At 66.1% G+C, this 20,836-nt stretch carries 15 protein-coding genes and 1 tRNA gene; 11 read left to right on the top strand and 5 right to left on the bottom strand.

Annotated elements, in window-relative coordinates:
- Positions 1 to 163: 163 nt before the first annotated feature.
- Positions 164 to 250 (bottom strand) — tRNA-Leu (locus tag RS901_RS18430).
- A gap of 70 nt (positions 251 to 320) precedes the next feature.
- Between RS901_RS18430 and rnr the strand changes: the two genes are divergently transcribed.
- The 3 genes from rnr to RS901_RS18415 all read left to right on the top strand — a co-directional run bounded on the left by rnr (position 321) and on the right by RS901_RS18415 (position 4,520).
- A complete protein-coding gene (gene rnr / locus RS901_RS18425) occupies positions 321 to 2,924 on the top strand; it encodes a ribonuclease R (protein WP_316150342.1) in 2,604 nt (867 codons plus the stop codon).
- Positions 2,925 to 3,004: 80 nt separating this feature from the next.
- Entirely contained in the window at positions 3,005 to 3,748 is a 744-nt protein-coding gene (gene rlmB, locus RS901_RS18420; RefSeq protein ID WP_010809441.1) for a 23S rRNA (guanosine(2251)-2'-O)-methyltransferase RlmB, read from the top strand.
- 4 nt (positions 3,749 to 3,752) lie between these two features.
- Positions 3,753 to 4,520, top strand: a complete 768-nt coding sequence (locus tag RS901_RS18415) for an NAD-dependent deacylase (RefSeq protein WP_316150340.1) — start codon at positions 3,753 to 3,755, stop codon at positions 4,518 to 4,520.
- A 51-nt stretch (positions 4,521 to 4,571) separates the two neighbouring features.
- On the opposite strand, the gene tal is transcribed toward RS901_RS18415, so the two are convergent.
- Positions 4,572 to 5,528: a transaldolase gene (gene tal / locus RS901_RS18410; RefSeq protein WP_013957205.1), complete on the bottom strand. Its 957-nt coding sequence runs from the start codon at positions 5,526 to 5,528 to the stop codon at positions 4,572 to 4,574.
- 1,305 nt (positions 5,529 to 6,833) lie between these two features.
- Between tal and ltrA the strand changes: the two genes are divergently transcribed.
- Both ltrA and rpiA read left to right on the top strand, forming a co-directional pair.
- Positions 6,834 to 8,534 carry a group II intron reverse transcriptase/maturase gene (ltrA, locus tag RS901_RS18405; RefSeq protein WP_316150338.1) on the top strand — a complete coding sequence of 567 codons (1,701 nt, stop codon included), beginning with the start codon at positions 6,834 to 6,836 and terminating at the stop codon, positions 8,532 to 8,534.
- A 121-nt stretch (positions 8,535 to 8,655) separates the two neighbouring features.
- Entirely contained in the window at positions 8,656 to 9,342 is a 687-nt protein-coding gene (gene rpiA, locus RS901_RS18400) for a ribose-5-phosphate isomerase RpiA (RefSeq protein WP_316150337.1), read from the top strand.
- A 68-nt stretch (positions 9,343 to 9,410) separates the two neighbouring features.
- Here the strand turns inward: rpiA and RS901_RS18395 are convergent, their stop codons facing one another.
- Positions 9,411 to 9,683 carry an oxidative damage protection protein gene (locus RS901_RS18395; RefSeq protein WP_010809445.1) on the bottom strand — a complete coding sequence of 91 codons (273 nt, stop codon included), beginning with the start codon at positions 9,681 to 9,683 and terminating at the stop codon, positions 9,411 to 9,413.
- A gap of 99 nt (positions 9,684 to 9,782) precedes the next feature.
- Positions 9,783 to 11,249 (bottom strand): amino-acid N-acetyltransferase, encoded by a 1,467-nt coding sequence (gene argA / locus RS901_RS18390; RefSeq protein ID WP_316150336.1) that lies wholly within the window; start codon positions 11,247 to 11,249, stop codon positions 9,783 to 9,785.
- A gap of 23 nt (positions 11,250 to 11,272) precedes the next feature.
- On the opposite strand from argA, the gene hrpA reads away from it, so the two are divergent.
- From hrpA to RS901_RS18360, 6 genes are all read left to right on the top strand, one after another.
- Positions 11,273 to 15,310: an ATP-dependent RNA helicase HrpA gene (hrpA, locus tag RS901_RS18385; RefSeq protein WP_316150335.1), complete on the top strand. Its 4,038-nt coding sequence runs from the start codon at positions 11,273 to 11,275 to the stop codon at positions 15,308 to 15,310.
- Positions 15,311 to 15,463: 153 nt separating this feature from the next.
- Positions 15,464 to 16,462, top strand: coding sequence for a cytochrome D1 domain-containing protein (locus RS901_RS18380; protein WP_316150334.1), 999 nt, complete (start codon positions 15,464 to 15,466; stop codon positions 16,460 to 16,462).
- Between the two features lie 19 nt (positions 16,463 to 16,481).
- Positions 16,482 to 17,342, top strand: a complete 861-nt coding sequence (locus RS901_RS18375; RefSeq protein ID WP_316150333.1) for a polysaccharide deacetylase family protein — start codon at positions 16,482 to 16,484, stop codon at positions 17,340 to 17,342.
- A complete protein-coding gene (locus RS901_RS18370; protein ID WP_316150332.1) occupies positions 17,342 to 18,316 on the top strand; it encodes a sterol desaturase family protein in 975 nt (324 codons plus the stop codon). Before RS901_RS18375 ends, RS901_RS18370 begins: the two co-directional genes overlap by 1 nt.
- Positions 18,317 to 18,445: 129 nt before the next feature.
- Entirely contained in the window at positions 18,446 to 19,345 is a 900-nt protein-coding gene (locus tag RS901_RS18365; protein WP_316150330.1) for an EI24 domain-containing protein, read from the top strand.
- Between the two features lie 12 nt (positions 19,346 to 19,357).
- Positions 19,358 to 20,182, top strand: coding sequence for a competence/damage-inducible protein A (locus RS901_RS18360; RefSeq protein WP_316150328.1), 825 nt, complete (start codon positions 19,358 to 19,360; stop codon positions 20,180 to 20,182).
- A gap of 71 nt (positions 20,183 to 20,253) precedes the next feature.
- On the opposite strand, the gene RS901_RS18355 is transcribed toward RS901_RS18360, so the two are convergent.
- Positions 20,254 to 20,718 carry a rhodanese-like domain-containing protein gene (locus tag RS901_RS18355; protein WP_114132567.1) on the bottom strand — a complete coding sequence of 155 codons (465 nt, stop codon included), beginning with the start codon at positions 20,716 to 20,718 and terminating at the stop codon, positions 20,254 to 20,256.
- Between the last annotated feature and the right edge of the window lie 118 nt (positions 20,719 to 20,836).

Below are 20,836 nucleotides of genomic sequence, written 5' to 3'. Positions count from 1 at the left end.
GTGCGCGGTTTCACGGACGGGAAAAAACCCGTACGCTCGCAGGTATGACATCGCGGCATGGCCGCCAAGCAAGGAGTGCAAGTTGCCGGATCTGATGCGCGAAACAGGCGTCAAAAACAAAAAACCCGCAGGGCTTGAAAGCGCTGCGGGTTTTCCGGTGATCTGGTGCCCAGGAGAGGACTCGAACCTCCACAGTGTTGCCACCGCTAGGACCTGAACCTAGTGCGTCTACCAATTCCGCCACCTGGGCAGGTGTCGAAACAACCGAAGCGCTCATTATAGAGAGCGCGAGAATTTTGTCAAATAGTTTCCAGAAAAAATTGAATCAGAACAACTATCCGATCCCCAGCCGGGAAGAAATCCTGGGCGTGTTGAGAACGTCGGGATCCCCCCAGTCGGCCGGCGATATTGCCAAGGCCCTCTCCGTCACGCGCAAAGAGCATGACGGTTTCCAGAAGCGCCTGGCGGCCATGGAGCGCGACGGCCAGATCGAGCTGAACCGCAAGGGCCGCTATGAGCTGGCCCATCAGCCGAACTTCGTTACCGGCCGGGTGCAGGGCCACCGCGACGGCTTTGGCTTCCTGATCCGCGACGACGGCGAAGACGACATCTTCCTGCCCGAGCGCGAGCTGCAGAAGGCCATGCACAATGACCGCGCGCAGGTGCGCGTGGTGGGCTACGACCGGCGCGGGCGCCCTGAAGGGCAGATCGTCGAGATCATCGAGCGCGCCAACCGTTTTGTCATCGGCCGTCTGCTCAGCGAAGGCGGCGTGCTGGTGGTGGCGCCTGAAGACAAGCGCATCAGCCAGGACATCCTGATCCCGCCCAAGGCGCAGGGCAAGGCACGGGTGGGGCAGGTGGTCAGCGTCGAGCTGATCGAATTCCCCGACCGCTACGTGCAGCCGGTGGGCCGCGTGGTGGAGGTGCTGGGCGACATCGACGATCCCGGCATGGAGATCGAGATCGCCGTGCGCAAGTACGGCGTGCCGCATGCATTCGCGCCGGCCGCCGCCCAGGAAGCCGCCGCGCTGCCCGACGAGGTGCGCCAGGCCGACCTGGACCACCGCATCGACCTGCGCGACATCCCGCTGGTGACCATCGACGGCGAAGACGCACGCGACTTCGACGATGCGGTCTATTGCGAGCCGGTCAAGATCGGCCGCGCCAAGGGCTGGCGCCTGATCGTGGCGATCGCCGATGTGTCGCACTATGTGCGCCCCGGCACGCCGCTGGACGCGGATGCGCTGGACCGGGCCACCTCGGTCTACTTCCCGCGCCGCGTGATCCCGATGCTGCCGGAGAAGCTGTCCAACGGGCTGTGCTCGCTCAATCCGCACGTGGACCGGCTGTGCATGGTGTGCGATGCCGTGATTACCGCCAAGGGCGAGCTCAAGGGCTATCAGTTCTACCCGGCCGTGATGCATTCGGCCGCGCGCCTGACCTACAACGAGGTCTGGTCGGTGCTGTCCAACACCAAGGGCCCCGAGGCGCACAAGCGCAGCGAGCTGGTGCCGCACCTGCAGAACCTGTATGAGCTGTTCCAGGTCCTGCTCAAGGCACGGCGCGCGCGCGGCGCGATCGACTTCGACACCACCGAGACCTATATCGTCTGCAACGCGCAGGGCAAGATCGAGCAGATCCTGCCGCGCACGCGCAACGACGCGCACCGGCTGATCGAGGAGTGCATGCTGACCGCCAACGTATGCGCGGCCGACTTCCTCGAACGCTTCAAGCACCCGGCGCTGTACCGCATCCACGCGGGCCCCAGCGAAGAGAAGCTGAAGAACCTGCGCGACTTCCTGCGCACCACCGGCCTGTCGCTGGGCGGCGGCGACAAGCCGCAGGCATCGGACTACGCCGAGGTGATGGACAAGATCAAGTCTCGTCCCGACGCGCCGATGCTGCAGACCATGCTGCTGCGCTCGATGCAGCAGGCGGTCTACAGCCCGGACAATATCGGCCACTTCGGTCTGGCGTACGAGGCCTACGCGCACTTCACCAGCCCGATCCGCCGCTACCCCGACCTGCTGGTGCACCGCGCGATCAAGGCGGTGCTGGCGCATACCAAGTATCAGCCGGCGTTTGCGCACGGGACCGAGCTGAATACCGCGATCTCGCCCAAGGCGCGCCGGCTGCAAGCCAAGGACGCCGAGCAGAAGGCGGAACTGACCGCGGCGCGCGCCAAGCGCAACGAGGCCATCTGGGACGAGCTCGGCCTGCACTGCTCGGCCAATGAGCGCCGCGCGGACGAGGCTTCGCGCGATGTCGAGGCCTGGCTCAAGTGCTACTTCATGCGCGACAAGCTGGGCAGCGACTACGCCGGCACCATCAGCGCCGTGACCTCGTTCGGCATCTTCGTGCAGCTCGACGAGCTGTATGTGGAAGGCCTGGTCCACGTGACCGAGCTGGGCAGCGATTACTTCCAGTACGACGAGGCCCGCAATGAACTGCGCGGCGAGCGCACCGGCATCCGCTACCGCCTGACCGACCGCGTGCGCGTGCAGGTGTCGCGCGTGGACCTGGATGCGCGCAAGATCGACTTCCGCCTGGTGCAGGAGCCGTCGGCGAAAACCCTGCGCGCCCGCGCGGGGGGCACCGAGACCCAGCCGCGCGTGCCTGCCGCCCATGCGGTGCCGGCACGCAAGAAGGGCCGCCAGCTGGCGGCGCTGCTGGGCGGCTCGTCCAAGCCGGAAGAGTCATTCGACGAGACGCTGGACCGCGTGATCGAGGAGCAGCCGGTGTTCGAGGCGGTGATCACGCCGCTCAGGCCGCATGTGAAGACCGGCGGCAAGCCGGCCAAGCACGCGGCCAAGCCCAAGCCCTCGCACCTGGAGAAGCCGCGCAAGCCGGCCTCCAAGTCGCACCAGGCCAAGCCGGCAGGCAAGACGCCGGCCAAGAGCCCGCGCACCCCGCGCAAGCGCTGAAGCCCGCGGCGGCCGCCATGCCGCCGCCTCTCGCCCCGCCGGCCGGCAGCCGGGGGCGAGAGGGCGAGTACAATCGCGCCATGGCTAAAAACAAACTCCTGATCGGCTTTCACGCCGTCACCGCACGCCTGCGCCAAGATGCCAAGGGCGTGACCGATGTCTATATCGAATCCGCCCGCCGCGACCGGCGCATGCAGGACTTCGTGCGCCTGGCCGAAAGCCTGGGCGTGCGCCTGCACCCGGTCGATGCCGAGCGCCTGCGCGGCATGGCCGGCACCGACCGCCACCAGGGCGTGGTCGCACGTGCCGAAGACGTGGCACTGGCGCTGAACCTGGATGAACTGCTCGACGGCATCGAAGGCACGCCGCTGCTGCTGGTGCTGGACGGCGTCACCGACCCCCACAACCTGGGCGCCTGCCTGCGCGTGGCCGATGGCGCCGGCGCGCATGCTGTGATCGCCCCCAAGGACCGCAGCGTCGGCCTCAATGCCACCGTGGCCAAGGTCGCCAGCGGCGCCGCCGAGACCGTGCCCTATATCACCGTCACCAACCTGGCCCGCACCCTGCGTGAACTGCAGGAACGCGGCATCTGGGTCATCGGCACCGCCGACGGCACCGAAAAGTCGCTGTATGACATCGACTTCAAGGGCCCGACCGCGATCGTGATGGGCGCCGAAGGCGAGGGCATGCGTCGCCTGACGCGCGAAACCTGCGACGAGCTGGTCGGCATCCCGATGGCGGGTGGCGTGGAAAGCCTGAACGTCTCAGTGGCCAGCGGCGTGTGCCTGTACGAAGCCGTGCGCCAGCGGCGCCTGCCGCGATAAGTCCATGGCCGCTGATTCCGGTCTCCTTGAAATGCCGGGGCTTGAGGAAGCACGCCGGCTGATCGCGGCCGCCGGCAATATCTTCGTGCTGACCGGCGCAGGCATTTCCGCCGAATCCGGCGTGCCGACCTTCCGCGACGCGATGACCGGGCTGTGGGAACAGTTCGACCCGGAAGAGCTGGCCAGCGAGGACGCCTACCGCCGCCAGCCGGCGCTGGTCTGGGAGTGGTACCTGCACCGGCGCGAGCTGGTCGCAGCCGTGCATCCCAACCCGGCGCACCATGCGCTGGTCGCGCTGGCTGCGCAGAAACCTTTCACGCTGGTCACGCAGAACGTTGACGGCCTGCACCAGCGCGCCGGCAGCGCGGGCGTGATCGAACTGCATGGGAACCTGTTCGCCAACAAATGGCTGGACGGGTGCGGACGCTGCAACGAGGCGACCGCACTGCCGGGCATGCCGCCGCGCTGCAACCTGTGCGGCGCGCTGATGCGTCCGGGCGTGGTGTGGTTCGGTGAGGACCTGCCGCGCGTGGCGCGCTACCGCGCCGAGCATGCGGCGCAGCACTGCGACCTGTGCCTGGTGGTCGGCACCTCGGGGCTGGTCTATCCGGCAGCAGGGTTGCCGGGCCTGGCGCGCGAGCATGGCGCGCCGGTGATCGTGGTCAATCCGCAGCCGTCGGCGCTGGACCAGACCGCGGATATCGTGCTGTCCGCCGCGGCTGGCGCCTGCCTGCCGCTGCTGTGGCCGCAGCTGGCGCCATCGGCCGGCTGAGCCTCAGGCCCGGGCGTTGCCGTCCGGGCCTGTCTTGCGCTGAACTGGCGCTTATTTTGCAATCCCGCCGATCAGCTTCTCCAGCTTGACCGCATCCGCCGCAAACAGGCGGATGCCTTCGGCAAGCTTTTCCGTCGCCATCGCATCCTCATTCAACTGCCAGCGGAAGGATGCCTCGTCGGCCGCGATGCGGGCGATATTGGCGGCCTGGGCCTGGTCCACCGACAGCTTGTGCGTCACCGGACCCTGGCCGGCGGCCAGCTGCTCGAGCAGCTCGGGGCTGATGGTCAGCAGGTCGCAGCCGGCCAGCGACAGGATCTGCGCGGTGCTGCGGAAGCTGGCGCCCATCACCTCGGTCGGGTAGCCGAACTTCTTGTAGTAGTCGTAGATCTGGCGCACCGAGCGCACGCCGGGGTCGTTGTCGCCGCCGTTGGCGGCCGCGTCCCATTGCTCGCCGGCCTGCTTCTTGTACCAGTCGAAAATGCGGCCGACGAAGGGCGAGATCAGCTGCGCGCCGGCCTCGGCGCACGCCACCGCCTGCACCAGCGAGAACAGCAGCGTCATGTTGCAGCGGATGCCGTCGCGCTGCAGGATCTCGGCCGCGCGGATGCCTTCCCAGGTGGAGGCGATCTTGATCAGCACGCGCTCGCGCGCGATGCCGCGCTGCTCGTACAGCTGGATCAGGTGGCGCGCCTTGGCCACGCTGGCCTCGGTGTCGAAGGACAGGCGCGCATCGACTTCGGTTGACACGCGGCCCGGCACGATCGCCAGGATCTCGCAGCCGAAGGCGATCAGCACGGCGTCCATCACCGCATCGACGCCGCCGTTGCCGTGGTGGTCGCGCACGGCCTGCTCCAGCAGGTGGCGGTATTCGGGTTTCTGCACCGCCTTCAGGATCAGCGACGGATTGGTGGTCGCGTCCTGCGGGGTGTACTGCTTCATCAGCTGGAAGTCGCCGGTATCGGCCACCACCGTGGTGAACTGCCTGAGTTGTTCGAGCTGGTTCATGGTCGCTAGTTGGTCTGCTTGAGCGTCTGCAAAATCGTTCGCGGGCATCAGGGGGCGCAGGTCGCACACGGGTCGCGCACCCGCCACCCCGGCCTGATCCATTGTACCGTCGCCCGCGTGACCTGCCGCCGCAATCCGCTACACTACGCGTTTCCGTGCGACACGCACTCTCGTGTCCGGGTAGCTCCAACGTAAGGAGCATCGACCTTTGTTGGGACAAGGATAGGGCCTCGGCCCGATCCGTCCAATCCCAACCATTACTTGCTTCGACAAGCCTGGCTGGTAAAGCCGGGGGAGTCCGATATGTTGTGCGAAGGCCGGTGTACTGGCTGACGCACAGCTTGCTTTTGCTGGATGGATTTCCAGCCATTGCCCAAGGGCGGGGACGCTCGCCTTTGGGCGAGTTCTCTGTAACGCCCCTCCACGGAGGGTGCGGGCGGGTGTGCAACGGCAATTTTGTTGCGTAAACGCCACATAGCTTTAAACCGGTCCGGATTGGATCGGCGCTACGCCATTGGGACGGTGGTTGGCGCTCGCAAGAGCTCGGCCATCGTCAAGTGCTCGCTCGTATTCGGGCACATGAGTAAGGAAGTGAGGTCCCGGAGCCGAAGGCTCCATGCGTTATTGTTCGGTCGAGTACGCCCGTGAGGGTGCCTCGATAGAGAACCTGCCATGCGACTGGTAGTAGCCTAGGGAGACATGCGTCACTGGTAACGGTGAGGTGTGAAGCTCTTCTGACAATGTAGCCCCCGCAAGGGTGCTCAGGGGCCGTGAGGTCCGTGGGTAGCAGACCGAAGTAGCATCGGTCGAGGAGCTAGGCTGACTGGTAAGGGCAACATATGTGAACTGCTGATAAACGTCGTGAGTAGTACGGTGCTTACGCTACTAAGTGGCACTAACCAAAATGGTATGTGGTCGGTTATCCCGCTGGAAACTCGGGATACGTCGTCAGTAGACCATCGGCGAAGAGGCAGGTCCTAACCCAGTCTTGTAACGCGTGGGGAACGTGGTAAGCCCGTATGGCCGCCGGAGTGCTGTACGACTCAGGCAGGCGAACCGTAAGGAACGCTGTCGGCTGTGCGGGTATGGGAGGTTGGAAAAAGCGAATGCCGGGCTGTAATGGCTCGGATAGGGGTTGAAACATCATCCCACGCGAAAGCGGGCAGACTTCCAACTGGTCTTCTCGTCGCAAGACGGCTGACTAAACTCGCTTGTTTAATTTTTCTTCCCTTGAGGGACAACCTGTCCCTCAAGGGGCATGTTGTCTCTCGATGTTGGGGAAGATCCTCAAGATAGGAGGGCAGCATGGAAGCATTGATCCGCAAGGATGAATCTGCGCCTTCCGGCGTACCGCAAAGATGGGGCGACATTGATTGGCGCCGCGTCGACCGGAACGTTCGGGTAATGCAGATTCGAATTGCGAAGGCAACACAGGAAGGGGATTGGCGCAGGGTAAAAGCCTTGCAAAGGTCCCTGACCCGCTCGTGGTCCGCCAAGGCATCGGCGGTGCGGCGAGTGGCGATGAACCAAGGTGCGCGGACGGCGGGAGTCGATCGCGTAAAGTGGGAAACGTCTGAAGCCCGGTGGGAAGCCATCGGGAGGTTGAAGCGCCGGGGGTACAGGCCACTGCCTTTACGGAGGGTCTACATCCCCAAGTCGAATGGGAAGAAGCGCCCTCTGGGCATTCCGACCCTGCACGACCGAGCCATGCAGGCGCTGTATCTGCTGGCGCTGGAACCGGTGTCCGAAGGGACGAGCGATCCAAACTCTTACGGGTTTCGGATCAATCGCTCGACTCACGATGCCATGTCTCAGCTATTCGTATCCCTATCCCAGAAGGCTTCGGCCCAATGGGTGCTGGAAGCGGATATCAAGGGGTGCTTCGACCATATCAGTCACGACTGGCTGGAACGCAATGTCCCGATGGACAAAGCAATCCTTCGGAAGTGGTTGAAGGCTGGCGTGGTATTTCAGGGCCAGTTTCAGGCGACCGACGCTGGAACACCGCAGGGAGGCATCATCTCCCCGACTCTGGCAAACGTGGCACTGAATGGATTGGAACGACAACTGGAGGAGTTCTTCCGAACTAAGCTGGGCGTCGCCAAAACAAAGAAGCTCAAAGTAAATGTTGTGCGCTATGCGGACGACTTCGTGATCACCGGTAATACGCCGGAGGTGTTAGAAAACGAAGTGAAGCCGTGGGTAGAACGGTTCCTTGCAGTACGGGGGCTGACGCTATCGACGGAGAAAACGCGGATCGTCAATATCGCTGACGGCTTTGACTTTCTGGGGTGGAATTTCCGGAAGTATTCGGGAAAGCTGCTCATCAAGCCAGGCAAGAAGAACGTGAAAGCGTTCTACAGCAAGGTGAAGGAGGTCATCAGTGCAAACAAGACGGTCAAGCAGGAGAAATTGATTCGACTGCTGAACCCGATGCTAAGGGGCTGGGCGCAGTATCACTGCCCGGTGGTAGCGAAGGCGGCGTTCACCCGAATGGAAAACCTGATTTTTAGGGCTCTATGGAGGTGGGCAAAACGGCGACATCGAGGGAAGAACTCCGAATGGGTGCGAAAGAAGTATTACGCCTCAGTTGGGGATCGGAACTGGGTGTTCGGAACCACTGCTGTGAACAAGGCAGGTGAACGCTACTGGATGGAGTTGTATTCGATTCCGAGTACGCTCATCCGGCGGCACAAGAAGGTGCGGGCGGACTACCATCCCTTCGACCCGGCGCAGGAGATGTATGGCGAGAAATTGCGGCAGGAACGCATGGCAGATCGCATGTCGTACCGAAAGCAATGGGCAAAGCTGTACGTTTCTCAGCGGGGCTTGTGCGCGGTGTGTCAAGGCGCGTTGAACGACGAGACTGGATGGGATGACCATCACATCGAACCCCGGATTCTTGGGGGTTCAGATGCTCTAGGAAATCGCGTATTGCTGCACCCCGATTGCCATGTCCAAGTTCATCACTACGGTAAAATTGCTGTGAAACCGGTGTTTGAATAAGTTCAATCACTTTGTAAAGGCTTGAGCCGTATGCGGGGAAACTCGCACGTACGGTTCTTAGGGGGGAGGAGTCCAGTGATGGACTTCTCCTACCCTCCCCCAACGCAATCTGGCTGTTGTCATGACTCAGGATGAACTCAAGGCGCTGGTCGCGCAAGCTGCCGCCGACTACGTGAAGCAGGAAGTGCCCGAAGGGGCGGTGCTCGGCGTGGGCACGGGCTCCACCGCCAATCTCTTCATTGACGCCGTGGCGGCATTCAAGGAGCGCTTCGCCGGTGCGGTGTCGAGCTCCGAGGCGTCCACGCGCCGCCTGCAGCAGCACGGCTTCAAGGTGCTGGACCTGAACGAAGTCGACGAGATCCCGGTGTATGTCGACGGCGCCGACGAGATCGACGCCAGCGGCGCCATGATCAAGGGCGGCGGCGGGGCGCTCACGCGCGAGAAGATCGTGGCCTCGGTCGCGAAGCGCTTTGTCTGCATCGCCGACGGCAGCAAGCTGGTCCAGACCATGGGCACCTTCCCGCTGCCGGTCGAGGTGATCCCGATGGCACGTGCCGCGGTGGCGCGCAAGCTGCAGGCCCTGGGTGGCCAGCCGCGCCTGCGCATGACCAAGGAAGGCGGCATCTACAAGACCGACAACGGCAATGTGATCCTGGACGTGGTCGGCCTGAAGATCGACGATCCGTGCGGCCTGGAGCAGGCCGTCAACCAGATGCCGGGCGTGGTCACGGTGGGCCTGTTCGCGCTGCGCGGCGCGGATGTGCTGCTGCTGGGCACCGGCGACGGCGTGCAGCGCACGGACTACTGAGCGGCGTCGTCCGCTACCAAGCAAAAAGGGGTGCCTGAGGCACCCCTTTCGTCATTGGCCGGTCCGGTTCAGGACTGCGGCGGCACGTAGCCCTGGGCCTGGTCGGCGCCTTCGCCGAAGAAGTACTTCTCGGTCTGCTTGAGCAGGTACTGGCGCGCGCGCGCATCGGCCATGTTCAAGCGGTTTTCGTTGATCAGCATGGTCTGGTGCTTGAGCCAGCCAGCCCAGGCTTCCTTCGACACGCTTTGCCAGATCTTCTTGCCCAGTTCGCCGGGCAGCGGCGGGAAGTCGAGGCCTTCGGCTTCCTTGTTCAGCTTGATGCATTGGACCATGCGGGCCATGGGGACTCCTTGGTTTGTTTGTCAGGTGCTGAGGCGCTGGCGCTATTGTAGCCAAGCAGGGCACGGGGCCGCAGCGCGGCGGCGATTGCCCCTACGGCGTCACAGCTTTTTCATCAGCACCATGGACTTGCGCTGCCAGTTGTAGAGCTTGCGCTTGTCCTCGGGCAGGTCGTCGACGTTGGCGTGGACGAAACCGCGCTTCAGGAACCAGTGTTCGGTGCGGGTGGTGAGCACGAACAGCTTTTCCAGGCCGAGCGCGCGGGCGCGGCGCTCGATGCGCTTGAGCAGGCGCTCGCCGTCGCCGGTGCCCTGGGCTTCCTGCGATACCGTCAGGCAGGCCATCTCGCCCATGTTCTCGCGCGGGTAGTCGTAGAGCGCCGCGCAGCCGAACAGCACGCCGTCGTGCTCGATCACCGAGAAGTTGGAGATATCGCGCTCGATCAGGTGGCGTCCGCGCGGCACCAGCGTGCCGTCCTGCTCCAGCGGGGCGATCAGCTGGACGATGCCGCCGACGTCGTCGAGCGTGGCTTCGCGCAGGCTTTCCAGGTCGGTGTCGGACAGCATGGTGCCGACGCCGTCGTGCAGGAACAGTTCCAGCAGCACCGCGCCGTCGAGCGAATAGGGGATCAGGTGCGCACGCGGCACGCCGCCCTTGAGCGCCTTTACCAGGTGCTGCAGGTAGTTGGCCACGTCCGGCGGCAGGTGCTTGTTCTGCAGGCGCTCCACCGCGGTGCGCAGCGACATTTCCTGCATCATCTTGCCGACCGGGTCGGGCACGCCCGGCACTTCGGTGATGAAGATCAGCTTGTCGGCCTTGAGCGCGGTGGCGGTGGCGCTGGCCACGTCTTCCATCGACAGGTTGAAGGCCTGGCCGGTGGGCGAAAAGCCCAGCGGCGACAGCAGCACCACCTTGCCGTGCGACAGCGACATGCGCACGGACTCGGCGTCGATCTTGCGCACCAGGCCGGTGTGCTGGTAGTCGGTGCCGTTGACGATGCCGACCGGGCGGGCAGTCACGAAGTTGCCGGAGATCACCGACAGCTGGGCGCCGGCCATCGGCGTATTGGGCAGGCCCTGGCTGAAGGCGGCCTCGATGTCCAGGCGCAGCTCGCCGGCGGCCTCCTTGGCGCATTCGAGCGCGGCGTTGTCGGTGACGCGCACGCCATCGACGAACTGTGACTCGACATGGCGCAGCGCCAGCTGTTCTTCCACCTGCGGGCGCGAGCCATGCACCAGCACGATCTGCATGCCCATGGCGTGCAGCAGCGCGACATCGTTGACCAGCGCATTGAGCACGCCCGACTTGACCAGTTCGCCGGCGAAGGCGATCACAAAGGTCTTGCCGCGGAAGGCATGGATATACGGCGCCACCATGCGCAGCCAGTCGACGAACTGCTGGTGGTCGGGGCCGCTGCGCTCAGGGTCGGCCGCCGTGGGCGCCGAGACGGCGGGCACGGGGGAGGTCGGGGCAGGCGCGGGGAATTCAGCCGCAGGCGGCTCCGCCGGCACGGGGGCGGCGGGTGAGGAGGCAGGCGCCGTCTGCGGCGCATCGGTTCTGGCGTTCATCCCGCGGATTATAATCCCGGCCAATGTCAGAACAACGCCCCGTCAAGCCTAAACCACCCGCCGCGCCGAGCCAGCGCGCCGGTGCCGGTCAGTCCGCCTCCCCAACCCAGTCCCGGCCGGCCCCAGGCCCGGTCAGGAAGCCGGACGTCCGTCCGCAGCCAGCCGCTGCCCGGCCGGCCAGTGAAGCCGGGCAGCGCCCGCCACGCGGTCCCCGCGAGGCGCGTGCGCAGCGTGCGCCAAGGCCGGTCAACCCGCTGCCGCCAATCACCTTTCCGGAGGCCCTGCCGGTCTCCGGCCGCCGCAACGAGATTGCCGCGGCGCTGCAGGCCAACCAGGTGGTGATCGTCTCGGGCGAGACCGGCTCGGGCAAGACCACCCAGCTGCCCAAGATCTGCCTGTCGATCGGGCGCGGCCCGGGGCGCGAGGGTGGGGGGCTGATCGGCCACACCCAGCCGCGGCGCATCGCCGCCACCTCGACCGCCAAGCGCATCGCGCAGGAAATCGGCACGCCGCTGGGCGAGCACGTGGGCTACCAGGTGCGTTTCAACGACACCATGTCGTCGGGGGCGTCGGTCAAGCTGATGACCGACGGCATCCTGCTGGCGGAGACCCAGAACGATCCGCTGCTGCGCGCCTACGACACGCTGATCATCGATGAGGCGCACGAGCGCAGCCTGAACATCGACTTCCTGATCGGCTACCTGCGCCAGATCCTGCCGAAGCGCCCGGACCTGAAGGTGATCATCACCTCGGCCACCATCGACGCCCAGCGTTTTGCCCAGCATTTCGCCGCGGGCGACAAGCCGGCGCCGGTGATCGAGGTCAGCGGCCGCTTGTATCCGGTGGAAGTGCGTTACCGTCCGATCACCGAGGACGTGCCCGCGGGCGCGCCGCGCAGCCCGCAGGCGCGCGAGCGCGACCTGTACGATGGCATTGTCGAGGCCGTCGACGAACTGTGCCGCGTCGGCCCCGGCGATGTGCTGGTCTTCCTGCCAGGCGAGCGCGAGATCCGCGAAGCCGCCGAGGCGCTGCGCAAGCACCACCCGCCGCATACCGAGATCCTGCCGCTGTTTGCGCGGCTTTCGGTGCAGGAGCAGGAGCGTGTGTTCAAGCCGTCCAACGCACGGCGCATCGTGCTGGCGACCAACGTCGCCGAAACCTCGCTGACGGTGCCGGGCATCCGCTACGTGGTCGATACCGGGCTGGCGCGGGTCAAGCGCTACTCGTACCGCAACAAGGTCGAGCAGCTGCAGGTCGAGTCGATCTCGCAGGCCGCTGCCAACCAGCGCGCCGGCCGTTGCGGCCGGGTTGCCAACGGCGTGTGCATCCGGCTGTATGAAGAGTCCGATTTCACCGGCCGGCCGCGCTTTACCGACCCCGAGATCCTGCGCTCGTCGCTGGCCGCGGTGATCCTGCGCATGAAGGCGCTGCGGCTGACCGAGATCGAGTCGTTCCCGTTTATCGAGCCGCCGCTGGGCCGCGCCGTGGCGGACGGCTACCAACTGCTGCAGGAACTGGGCGCGGTCGACGACGCCAACCAGCTTACCGGCACCGGGCGCCAGCTGGCCAAGCTGCCGCTGGACCCGCGCGTGGCGCGCATGATCCTGGCCGCGCGCGAGCACCAGTGCCTGCGCGAGGTGCTGGTCATCGCCAGCGCGCTGTCGGTGCAGGACCCGCGCGACCGCCCGCAGGAGGCGCAGGAAGCCGCCGACCAGGCGCATCGCAAGTTCATGGACGAGAAGTCCGAGTTCCTGGGCTGGGTCAGGCTGTGGAAGTGGTTCGAGGACGCGGTCGCGCACAAGAAGTCCAACCGCCAACTGCAGGACCAGTGCCGCGCTCACTTCCTGTCGCACCTGCGGCTGCGCGAGTGGCGCGACGTGCATTCGCAGTTGCTGACCACGGTGACCGAGCAGGGCTGGCGCCTGAACGACAGCGAGCCCACCTATGAGCAGGTGCACAAGGCGCTGCTGACCGGCCTGCTGGGCAATGTCGGCTGCCGCATCGAGGACGGCGACGGCAAGGGCCGCGAATACCTGGGCGCGCGCGGCATCAAGTTCCACCTGTGGCCGGGCTCGCTGATCGCGCGCAAGGTCGGGCGCTGGATTGTCGCGGCCGAGCTGGTCGAGACCAGCCGGCTGTTCGCGCGCACGCTGGCGCGCATCGAGCCGGAATGGCTGGAACAGGTGGGCCGCCACCTGCTCAAGGTCAGCTGGAGCGATCCGCACTGGGAAAAGAAGGCGGGCCAGGTGCTGGCGCTGGAGCGCGCCACGCTGTATGGGCTGGTGGTCTACCAGCACCGCCGCGTGCACTACGGCCCGATGAACCCGCAGGAAGCGCGCGAGATCTTTATCCGCCGCGCGCTGGTCGAGGGCGAGTTCGATACGCGCCTGCCGTTCTATGCGCACAACCAGCGCCTGGTGCGCGAGATCGAGAACCTCGAGCACAAGTCGCGCCGCCAGGACGTGCTGGTCGACGACGAACTGATCTACGCCTTCTACGATCGCGCGATTCCCGCCGACATCTGCCAGCAGGCCACCTTCGAGCAGTGGTACCAGGCCGAGAGCGCCAGGGACCGCAAGCTGCTGTACCTGAACCGCGACGAGCTGATGCGGCACGAGGCGGCCGGCATCACCACCGACCTGTTCCCCAAGGCCATGAACGTGGCCGGGGTGGACATGGGGCTGACCTACCACTTCGAGCCAGGCAGCCACCGCGACGGCGTGACCCTGACCGTGCCGCTGTACGCACTCAACCAGGTGCGCCAGGATCGAGCCGACTGGCTGGTGCCGGGCATGATCAGGGAGAAGGTGCACCTGCTGCTCAAGTCGCTGCCGCAGAAGCTGCGCCGCCACTGCGTGCCGCTGCCGGAGTATGCCGCGGGCTTTGTCGCGCGCCAGCCGCTTGGCGAGGGCGAGTTGCTGGACGTGCTGATCGCCGATATCCGCGAGCAGACCGGCACCATGGTCAAGCGGGCCGACTTCAAGCTGGAAACGCTGCCCGCGCACCATACGATGAACTTCAAGGTGGTCGACGAGCACGGCCGCCAGCTTGAGATGGGCCGCAACCTGGCCCAGTTGCGCGCCGAGCTGGGCGGGCAGGCGCAGCAGTCGTTTCAGCGGGTGGCCGCGCAAGCCGCGGCACAGGCGGCAACCCGGGCCCCGGAGCAGGCGGCGCCGCTGGCCGCGGCCGAGCCCGGCAAGTACGAGGGCCTGACCGGGTGGACCTTCGGTGAGCTGCCCGAGCTGCTGGAGATCCGCAAGGGCAGCCAGACCCTGTTCGGCTATCCCGCGCTGGTCGACCGCGGCACGCACTGCGACGTGGAAGTCTTCGACGACCCGCAGGAAGCCGCACGCGTCCACCACCTGGGGCTGCGCCGGCTGTTTGCGCTGCAGCTGCGCGAGCAGGTCAAGTTCATCGAGAAGAACATCCCGGGCCTGCAGCAGATGGCGATGCAGTACATGACGCTGGGCACGCAGGAGATGCTACGCGAGCAGATCGTGATGCTGGCGCTGGAGCGCGCCTGCATGCAGGCGCCGCTGCCGCGCAACGAGGCCGAGTTCAATGCGCGCAAGGACGAGGGCCGCACCCGGCTGTCGCTGCTGGCGCAGGAGATCGCGCGGCTGGTGGGGACCATCCTGGCCGAGTATGCCGGGCTGCCGCGCAAGCTGCTGCAGGCCAAGCCGTTCGCCGGGCCCCATGCGGACATGGAAGCGCAGCTCGGGCGGCTGATGGGCAAGCGCTTTGTTGACGAGACCCCGTACACGCAGCTGGTCCATTTCCCGCGCTACCTGAAGGGCATCGCCATGCGGGTGGACAAGCTCAAGGGCGACCCGGCGCGCGACACGCAGCGCACGCAGGAGATGGCGCCGCTGGTGCAGCAGTGGCAGCGGGCCGAAAAGCAGCTGCGCACCCAGGGCCGCGGCGGCGAGGACGCGCGGCTGGAGGAATTCCGCTGGATGCTGGAGGAACTGCGCATCGCGCTGTTCGCCCAGGAACTGCGCACGCCGGTGCCGATGTCGGTCAAGCGGCTGCAGAAAGTGTGGGAATCGATGCAGCGCTGAGCGCCGGCGCGGGGCGGAATGCCGGGGCGAACCGCAAATGGTCGCTCCGGCGCAACAATCTGCCAAAATCTTGATGGGCATCAGTCGGGACGTCAGCGGATTCTCATGCTCAACCGTTAGAATCGCCGGTTCAGTCTTCTTCTGGCAGGTCTTATGTTTGCGCTGCAGTTGGCATTGCGTCGTGTTGTAGCTGGTGGTTTCACGGTGGGCGCCCTGGCGCTGGGCCTGCTGGCCGCACCGGCATCGGCGGAAGTGGTGGTGATTCTGAATTCAGGTGATGCAACCGTCACGCTGATCGACAAGGATACCCAGAAGGTGCTGGAGACCTTCCCGATCGGCAAGGAACCGCACCACCTGATCGCCACGCCGGACGACAAGTCGCTGATCATTGCCAACGCGGTCGGCAACGACCTAGTGTTCCTGGACCCGGTCTCGGGCAAGGTCCAGCAGCGCGTGCCCAATGTCGACGACCCGTACCAGATTGGCTTCTCGCCGGATCAGAAGTGGTTTGTCGCCACCGGCAACCGGCTCGACCGTGTCGACCTCTACCGCTGGGACGGCAAGGCGCTAAAGCTGGCCAAGCAGTTCCCGCTGGCCAAGACCCCCAGCCATATCGCCTTTACCGCCGACAGCCGCATCGCCTTCATCACGCTGCAGGACTCCAATGAGGTGGTAGCCATCGACCTGGTCACGCAGAACGTGATGTGGCGCATGGAAACCGGCTCGGCGCCGGCGGGCATCTGGGTCACGCCGGACCAGAAATACCTGCTGGTGGGCATGACCGGGGCCGACTACGTGGCCGTGATCGACTGGCGCACGCGCACGGTGGTCAAGCAGATCCAGACCGGCAAGGGCGCGCACAACTTCCGCGCGGTCGGCGACAAGCGCCATCTGTTCCTCAGCAACCGGGTCACGGGCAGCATCAGCATCATCGACCAGCAGACGCTGACCAAGGTCGGCGACATCACCGGGCTGCCGCCGGGCCCGGACGATATGGAGCTGACCGCCGACGGCAAGACGCTGTGGGTCACCTTCCGCTGGGCGCGCTCGGTCGGCCTGGTCGACGTGGCCAGCCGCAAGCTGGTCAAGACCGTGCGCGTCGGGCGCTCGCCGCATGGCATCTATTTCCGCACGCGCGCGCCGCTATACTGAACGGGGTTGGGCAGGGACCATGCATGACACCAGGGCATCGCGATCCGGACGGCTGGGCAAGCTGCTGGCCGCGCTGGCGCTTGCCTGCAGCCTGCCATCCGCGCTGCAGGCGGCTGATGCCGCCCAGTCTGCCGCCAAAGCGTGCCCGGCCGGCACGCTCTACCTGACCTTCGACACCGGCAGCATGAGCCAGGCACAGCTGATCGCCGACACGCTGCGCCGCCACCATATCCGCGCCACCTTCTTCCTGGCCAATGAGCCGACCGTGCGCCAGGACAGTTCGCTGGACCCATCCTGGGCGCCATACTGGAAGATGCTGGTGGCCGACGGCCACGCCTTCGGCACGCATACCTTCGACCATGTCTACCTGCGCAGCGTGCGCTCCGGCCATGTGACCATGCGGCCGCAGTTCGGCGCGCAGGCGGGCAAGGACATGGCCATGGACGCGGCCGGCTTCTGCCAGGAGCTGCGGCGCAGCGCCGACGCTTTCCACGGCATGACCGGCGCCGACATGGTGCCGCTGTGGCGCGCCCCGGGCGGGCGCACCGCGCCGCAGACGGTGCAATGGGCCGAACAGTGTGGCTTCCGCCACGTCGGCTGGGCGCCGGCGGGGTTCCTGGGCGATGAGCTGTCGTCCGACCGCTATCCCAACGCGGCGCTGCTGGAGCGCGCGCTGGCCAACCTGCGCGACGGCGATATCACCATGGCGCACCTGGGCATCTGGTCGCGCAAGGATCCGTGGGCGCCTGGCGTGCTGGAGCCGCTGCTCGCCGGTCTTGAGCGCAAGGGATTCTGTTTCGCGACGCTGCGCGAGCACCCGGCCTACCGCGACTGGATCGCCAGGCCGCAGGCGGTGGGACAAAAGGAGGGCAGGCGGTAATGTGGGAGACGCTGAACGGCTGGATCGGCCAGGTTGAGGGCACGCTGTTCCAGGACGTGGTGCTGCCCGTGGTCTACGACCTCGGGTTTGGCCGCTATGCCGAAGAGGCCTTCACCGGCACCGAATGGCTGCTGGTAGGCCTGGTGCAGATCGTGGTGATGGCATTGATCCTGGGGCCGCTGGAGAAATGGCGCCCGGTCGAGCCGGTATCCGACCGCGCCGCCATCCGCACCGATATCTTCTACACGGTGATCCACCGGCTCGGGCTGTTCCGGCTGGCCATGTTCTTCCTGCTGGCGCCGCTGACCGACGCCCTGGAAGGCGACCTGCGGCTGATGGGCTGGCACCGCATCAATGTGGAAGACTGGTGGCCGGGCGTGACCTCGGTGCCGCTGGTCAGCTTCTTTGTCTACCTGCTGCTGTTCGACATCCTCGACTACTGGTACCACCGGCTGTCGCATTCGTTCCGCTGGTGGTGGCACCTGCATGCGGTGCACCACAGCCAGCGCCAGATGACGCTGTGGAGCGACAACCGCAACCACCTGCTGGACGACATGCTGCGCGACCTGGTGTTCGCGCTGGTGGCGCTGGGCGTGGGCGTGGAACCGTCGCAGTACGTGCTGCTGGTGGCGTTGTCGCAGCTGCTGCAGAGCCTGCAGCATGCCAACGTGCGGCTGCACTTCGGCGCCATCGGCGAGCGGCTGCTGATCTCGCCGCGCTTTCACCGCACCCACCACGCCGTGGGCATCGGCCATGAGGCCGAAGGCGCACCGTCCAGGCTGGGCGGCTGCAACTACGGCGTAATCTTCCCATGGTGGGACATGCTGTTCGGCACCGCGGTCTTCACCGAGACCTACCACCCGACCGGCATCCGCGACCAGCTGCCGCCGCCGCTGGGCAAGGGCCGCGACTACGGCGCGGGCTTCCTGGCGCATCAGTGGTACGGCATCAAGCGGCTGCTGCGGCTGCGCTGAACCAGCGGGTCTGGAGGCAGTCCGCCGCGGCGGCAAGTGGCGTATGCTAGTGTTTCGGGTTGCCGCCGGTCCGGCCCAGTCGGACTTCTGCCGCGCCCGGCGCCCTTCCTCCTGTTTGCCTTCGATTGCATGAACGATATTTTCCGCTCGTTTGGCCGCGCGCTGGTCAGCCAGCTGCATCCCCGCATGCTGATGCTGACCGTGCTGCCTTTCGTCCTGGCCACGCTGCTGTGGGGCGGCCTGCTCTGGTGGGGCTGGGACCCCATCATGGGCGCCACGCGCAGCTTCCTGGAAACCTCCATCCTGACCAGCTGGATCTACAGCGCCCTCGACTGGTTCGGCCTGCAATCGATGCGCACCATCGTGGCGCCGCTGTTCGTGGCGGCGCTGGCGATCCCGCTGGTGATTGCCTCGATGCTGATGTTTATCGGCGTGTTCTCGGTGCCGGCAGTGGTGCGCCACCTGGAGCGCAGCTACCCGGACCTGGCCAAGGCCCATGGCGGCAGCATCCTGGGCAGCGTGTTCCAGTCGCTGGGCAGTACGCTGGTGTTCCTGGTGCTGGTGCTGGTGACGCTGCCGCTGTGGCTGATCCCGCCGTTCTTTGCGCTGATCCCGCCGGTGCTGTGGGGCTGGCTGACCTACCGCGTGATGACGTATGACGCGCTCGCCGACCACGCCAGCGCCGAAGAGCGCAAGACGCTGGTGCGGCGTCACCGCACGCCGCTGCTGGTGATCGGGGTGGCGGTGGGGCTGCTGGGCTCGGCGCCGACGGTGCTGTGGGTGTCGTCGGCGGCGGTGATCTTCCTGTTCCCGTTCGTGCTGGCCGGCACGCTGTGGCTCTATGTGCTGATCTTTATCTTCTCGGCGCTGTGGTTCGGCCACTTCTGCCTGCGCGCGCTGGCGCAGCTGCGCGCCGAGCGCGCGGCGGTGCCGGCCCAGCCCCCGGCGCCTCAGCCGGGCAAGACGGCGCTTGACGGCGACGTCATCGACCTGGCGCCGACCGACGTGCGCCGCATCGAAAATTCCTGAAGCGAGGGCAATATGGGTTTTGGCCTGATCGTCATTGGCGACGAGATCCTGTCGGGGCGGCGTGAAGACAAGCATCTGCGCCGCACCATCGAACTGCTGGCCGCGCGCGGCCTGGCGCTGGACTGGGCCGAATACGTCGGCGACGACCGCGCCCGCATCACCGCCACGCTGCGGCGCACGCTGGCCGGCCCGGACATGGTGTTCTGCACCGGCGGCATCGGCGCCACGCCGGACGATCACACCCGCCAGTGCGCGGCCGCCGCGCTGGGCGTGCCGCTGGTGCTGCATCCCGAGGCGCGCGAGCTGATCGCGCTGCGCATTGCCGAGACCGCCGGCGGCGACCCGGTCAAGGCCGACCTGAACCAGCCGGAAAACCAGCACCGCTTCAAGATGGGCGAGTTCCCCGAGGGCGCGCGCATCATCCCCAACAGCTACAACCGCATCCCGGGCTTTTCGGTCGGTCACCACCACTTCATGCCGGGCTTCCCGGTGATGGCATGGCCGATGATGGAATGGGTGCTGGACCACGACTATGCGCACCTGTTCCACCAGGTGCAGCAGCAGGAGCGGGCCTTCTACGTGTTCGAGGCGCCGGAGTCCACGCTGACGCCGCTGATGGAGAAGGTCGAAGCGGCGCATCCGGGCATCCGCGTGTTCAGCCTGCCGTCGGTCGGCGACGTGCAGCGCGGCGACCGCTTCGCTCGCCGCCATATCGACCTGGGAGTCAAGGGCCCGGCCGATCTGCTGGCGCCGGCCTACGCGATGCTGCTCGAAGGCGTGCAGGCGATGGGGTTCGAGACCGTGGAGCAGCCGCCGCGCGAAGCGGCGCAGGCTTAAGGCGCCACGGGTCGCAAAACGAAGAAGGGGCAGCCTTGGCTGCCCCTTCTCTCATTCTGGCCAGACCGCGATCAGGCGCCGTGCCACGGCAGTCCGCGCACGCACCAGCCTTCAACAGTCTTGCGGTGGTGGTGGTCGTCGCGGTTGCCCTCGAAGCCTTCCAGCACGTCCATGGCGAAGTGGTAGCCGGCTTCCGTGGCCACGCGCGCGGCGTGCTTGGAGCGCGCCGCGCTGCGGCACAGGAACAGCACCGGCACGTCGGCCGGCACGCGTGCCCTCAGCTCTTCGAGAAAGCGGGCATTCTGCGCTCCGCCCGGATAGGACATCCATTCGACATGGGCGAACTGCGCGTCGGGCACGTCTACGCCGCCGACCCAGTCCAACTCGGCCTGGGTGCGCACGTCGACCAGCACGGCGGAAGGGTCGTTCTGCAGCAGCGCAAAGGCTTCCTGCGGCGACAGCGCGCCGAAATACGGGAGCTGGTTCTGTTGCTGGCGCTGGCGGGCGGCCTGGAGGAGATCGTCTCGGGTGGTCATCTGCGTGACAAATTTGAGGAATGAAATGGGTGCGGCAAGACCGCAACATACTATTCTATAGCGCCGGGCCGGTTCGAAGCCTGATTGCCGGCTGTCGGGGCGTCGGATGGCTCGTTTT

The sequence above is a fragment of the Cupriavidus sp. BIC8F genome, assembly GCF_032465815.1.
GTDB classification, from domain to species: domain Bacteria; phylum Pseudomonadota; class Gammaproteobacteria; order Burkholderiales; family Burkholderiaceae; genus Cupriavidus; species Cupriavidus necator.
The sequence above is the reverse complement of the archived record's forward strand: the minus strand, read 5'-3'. Positions and strand labels throughout refer to the sequence as shown.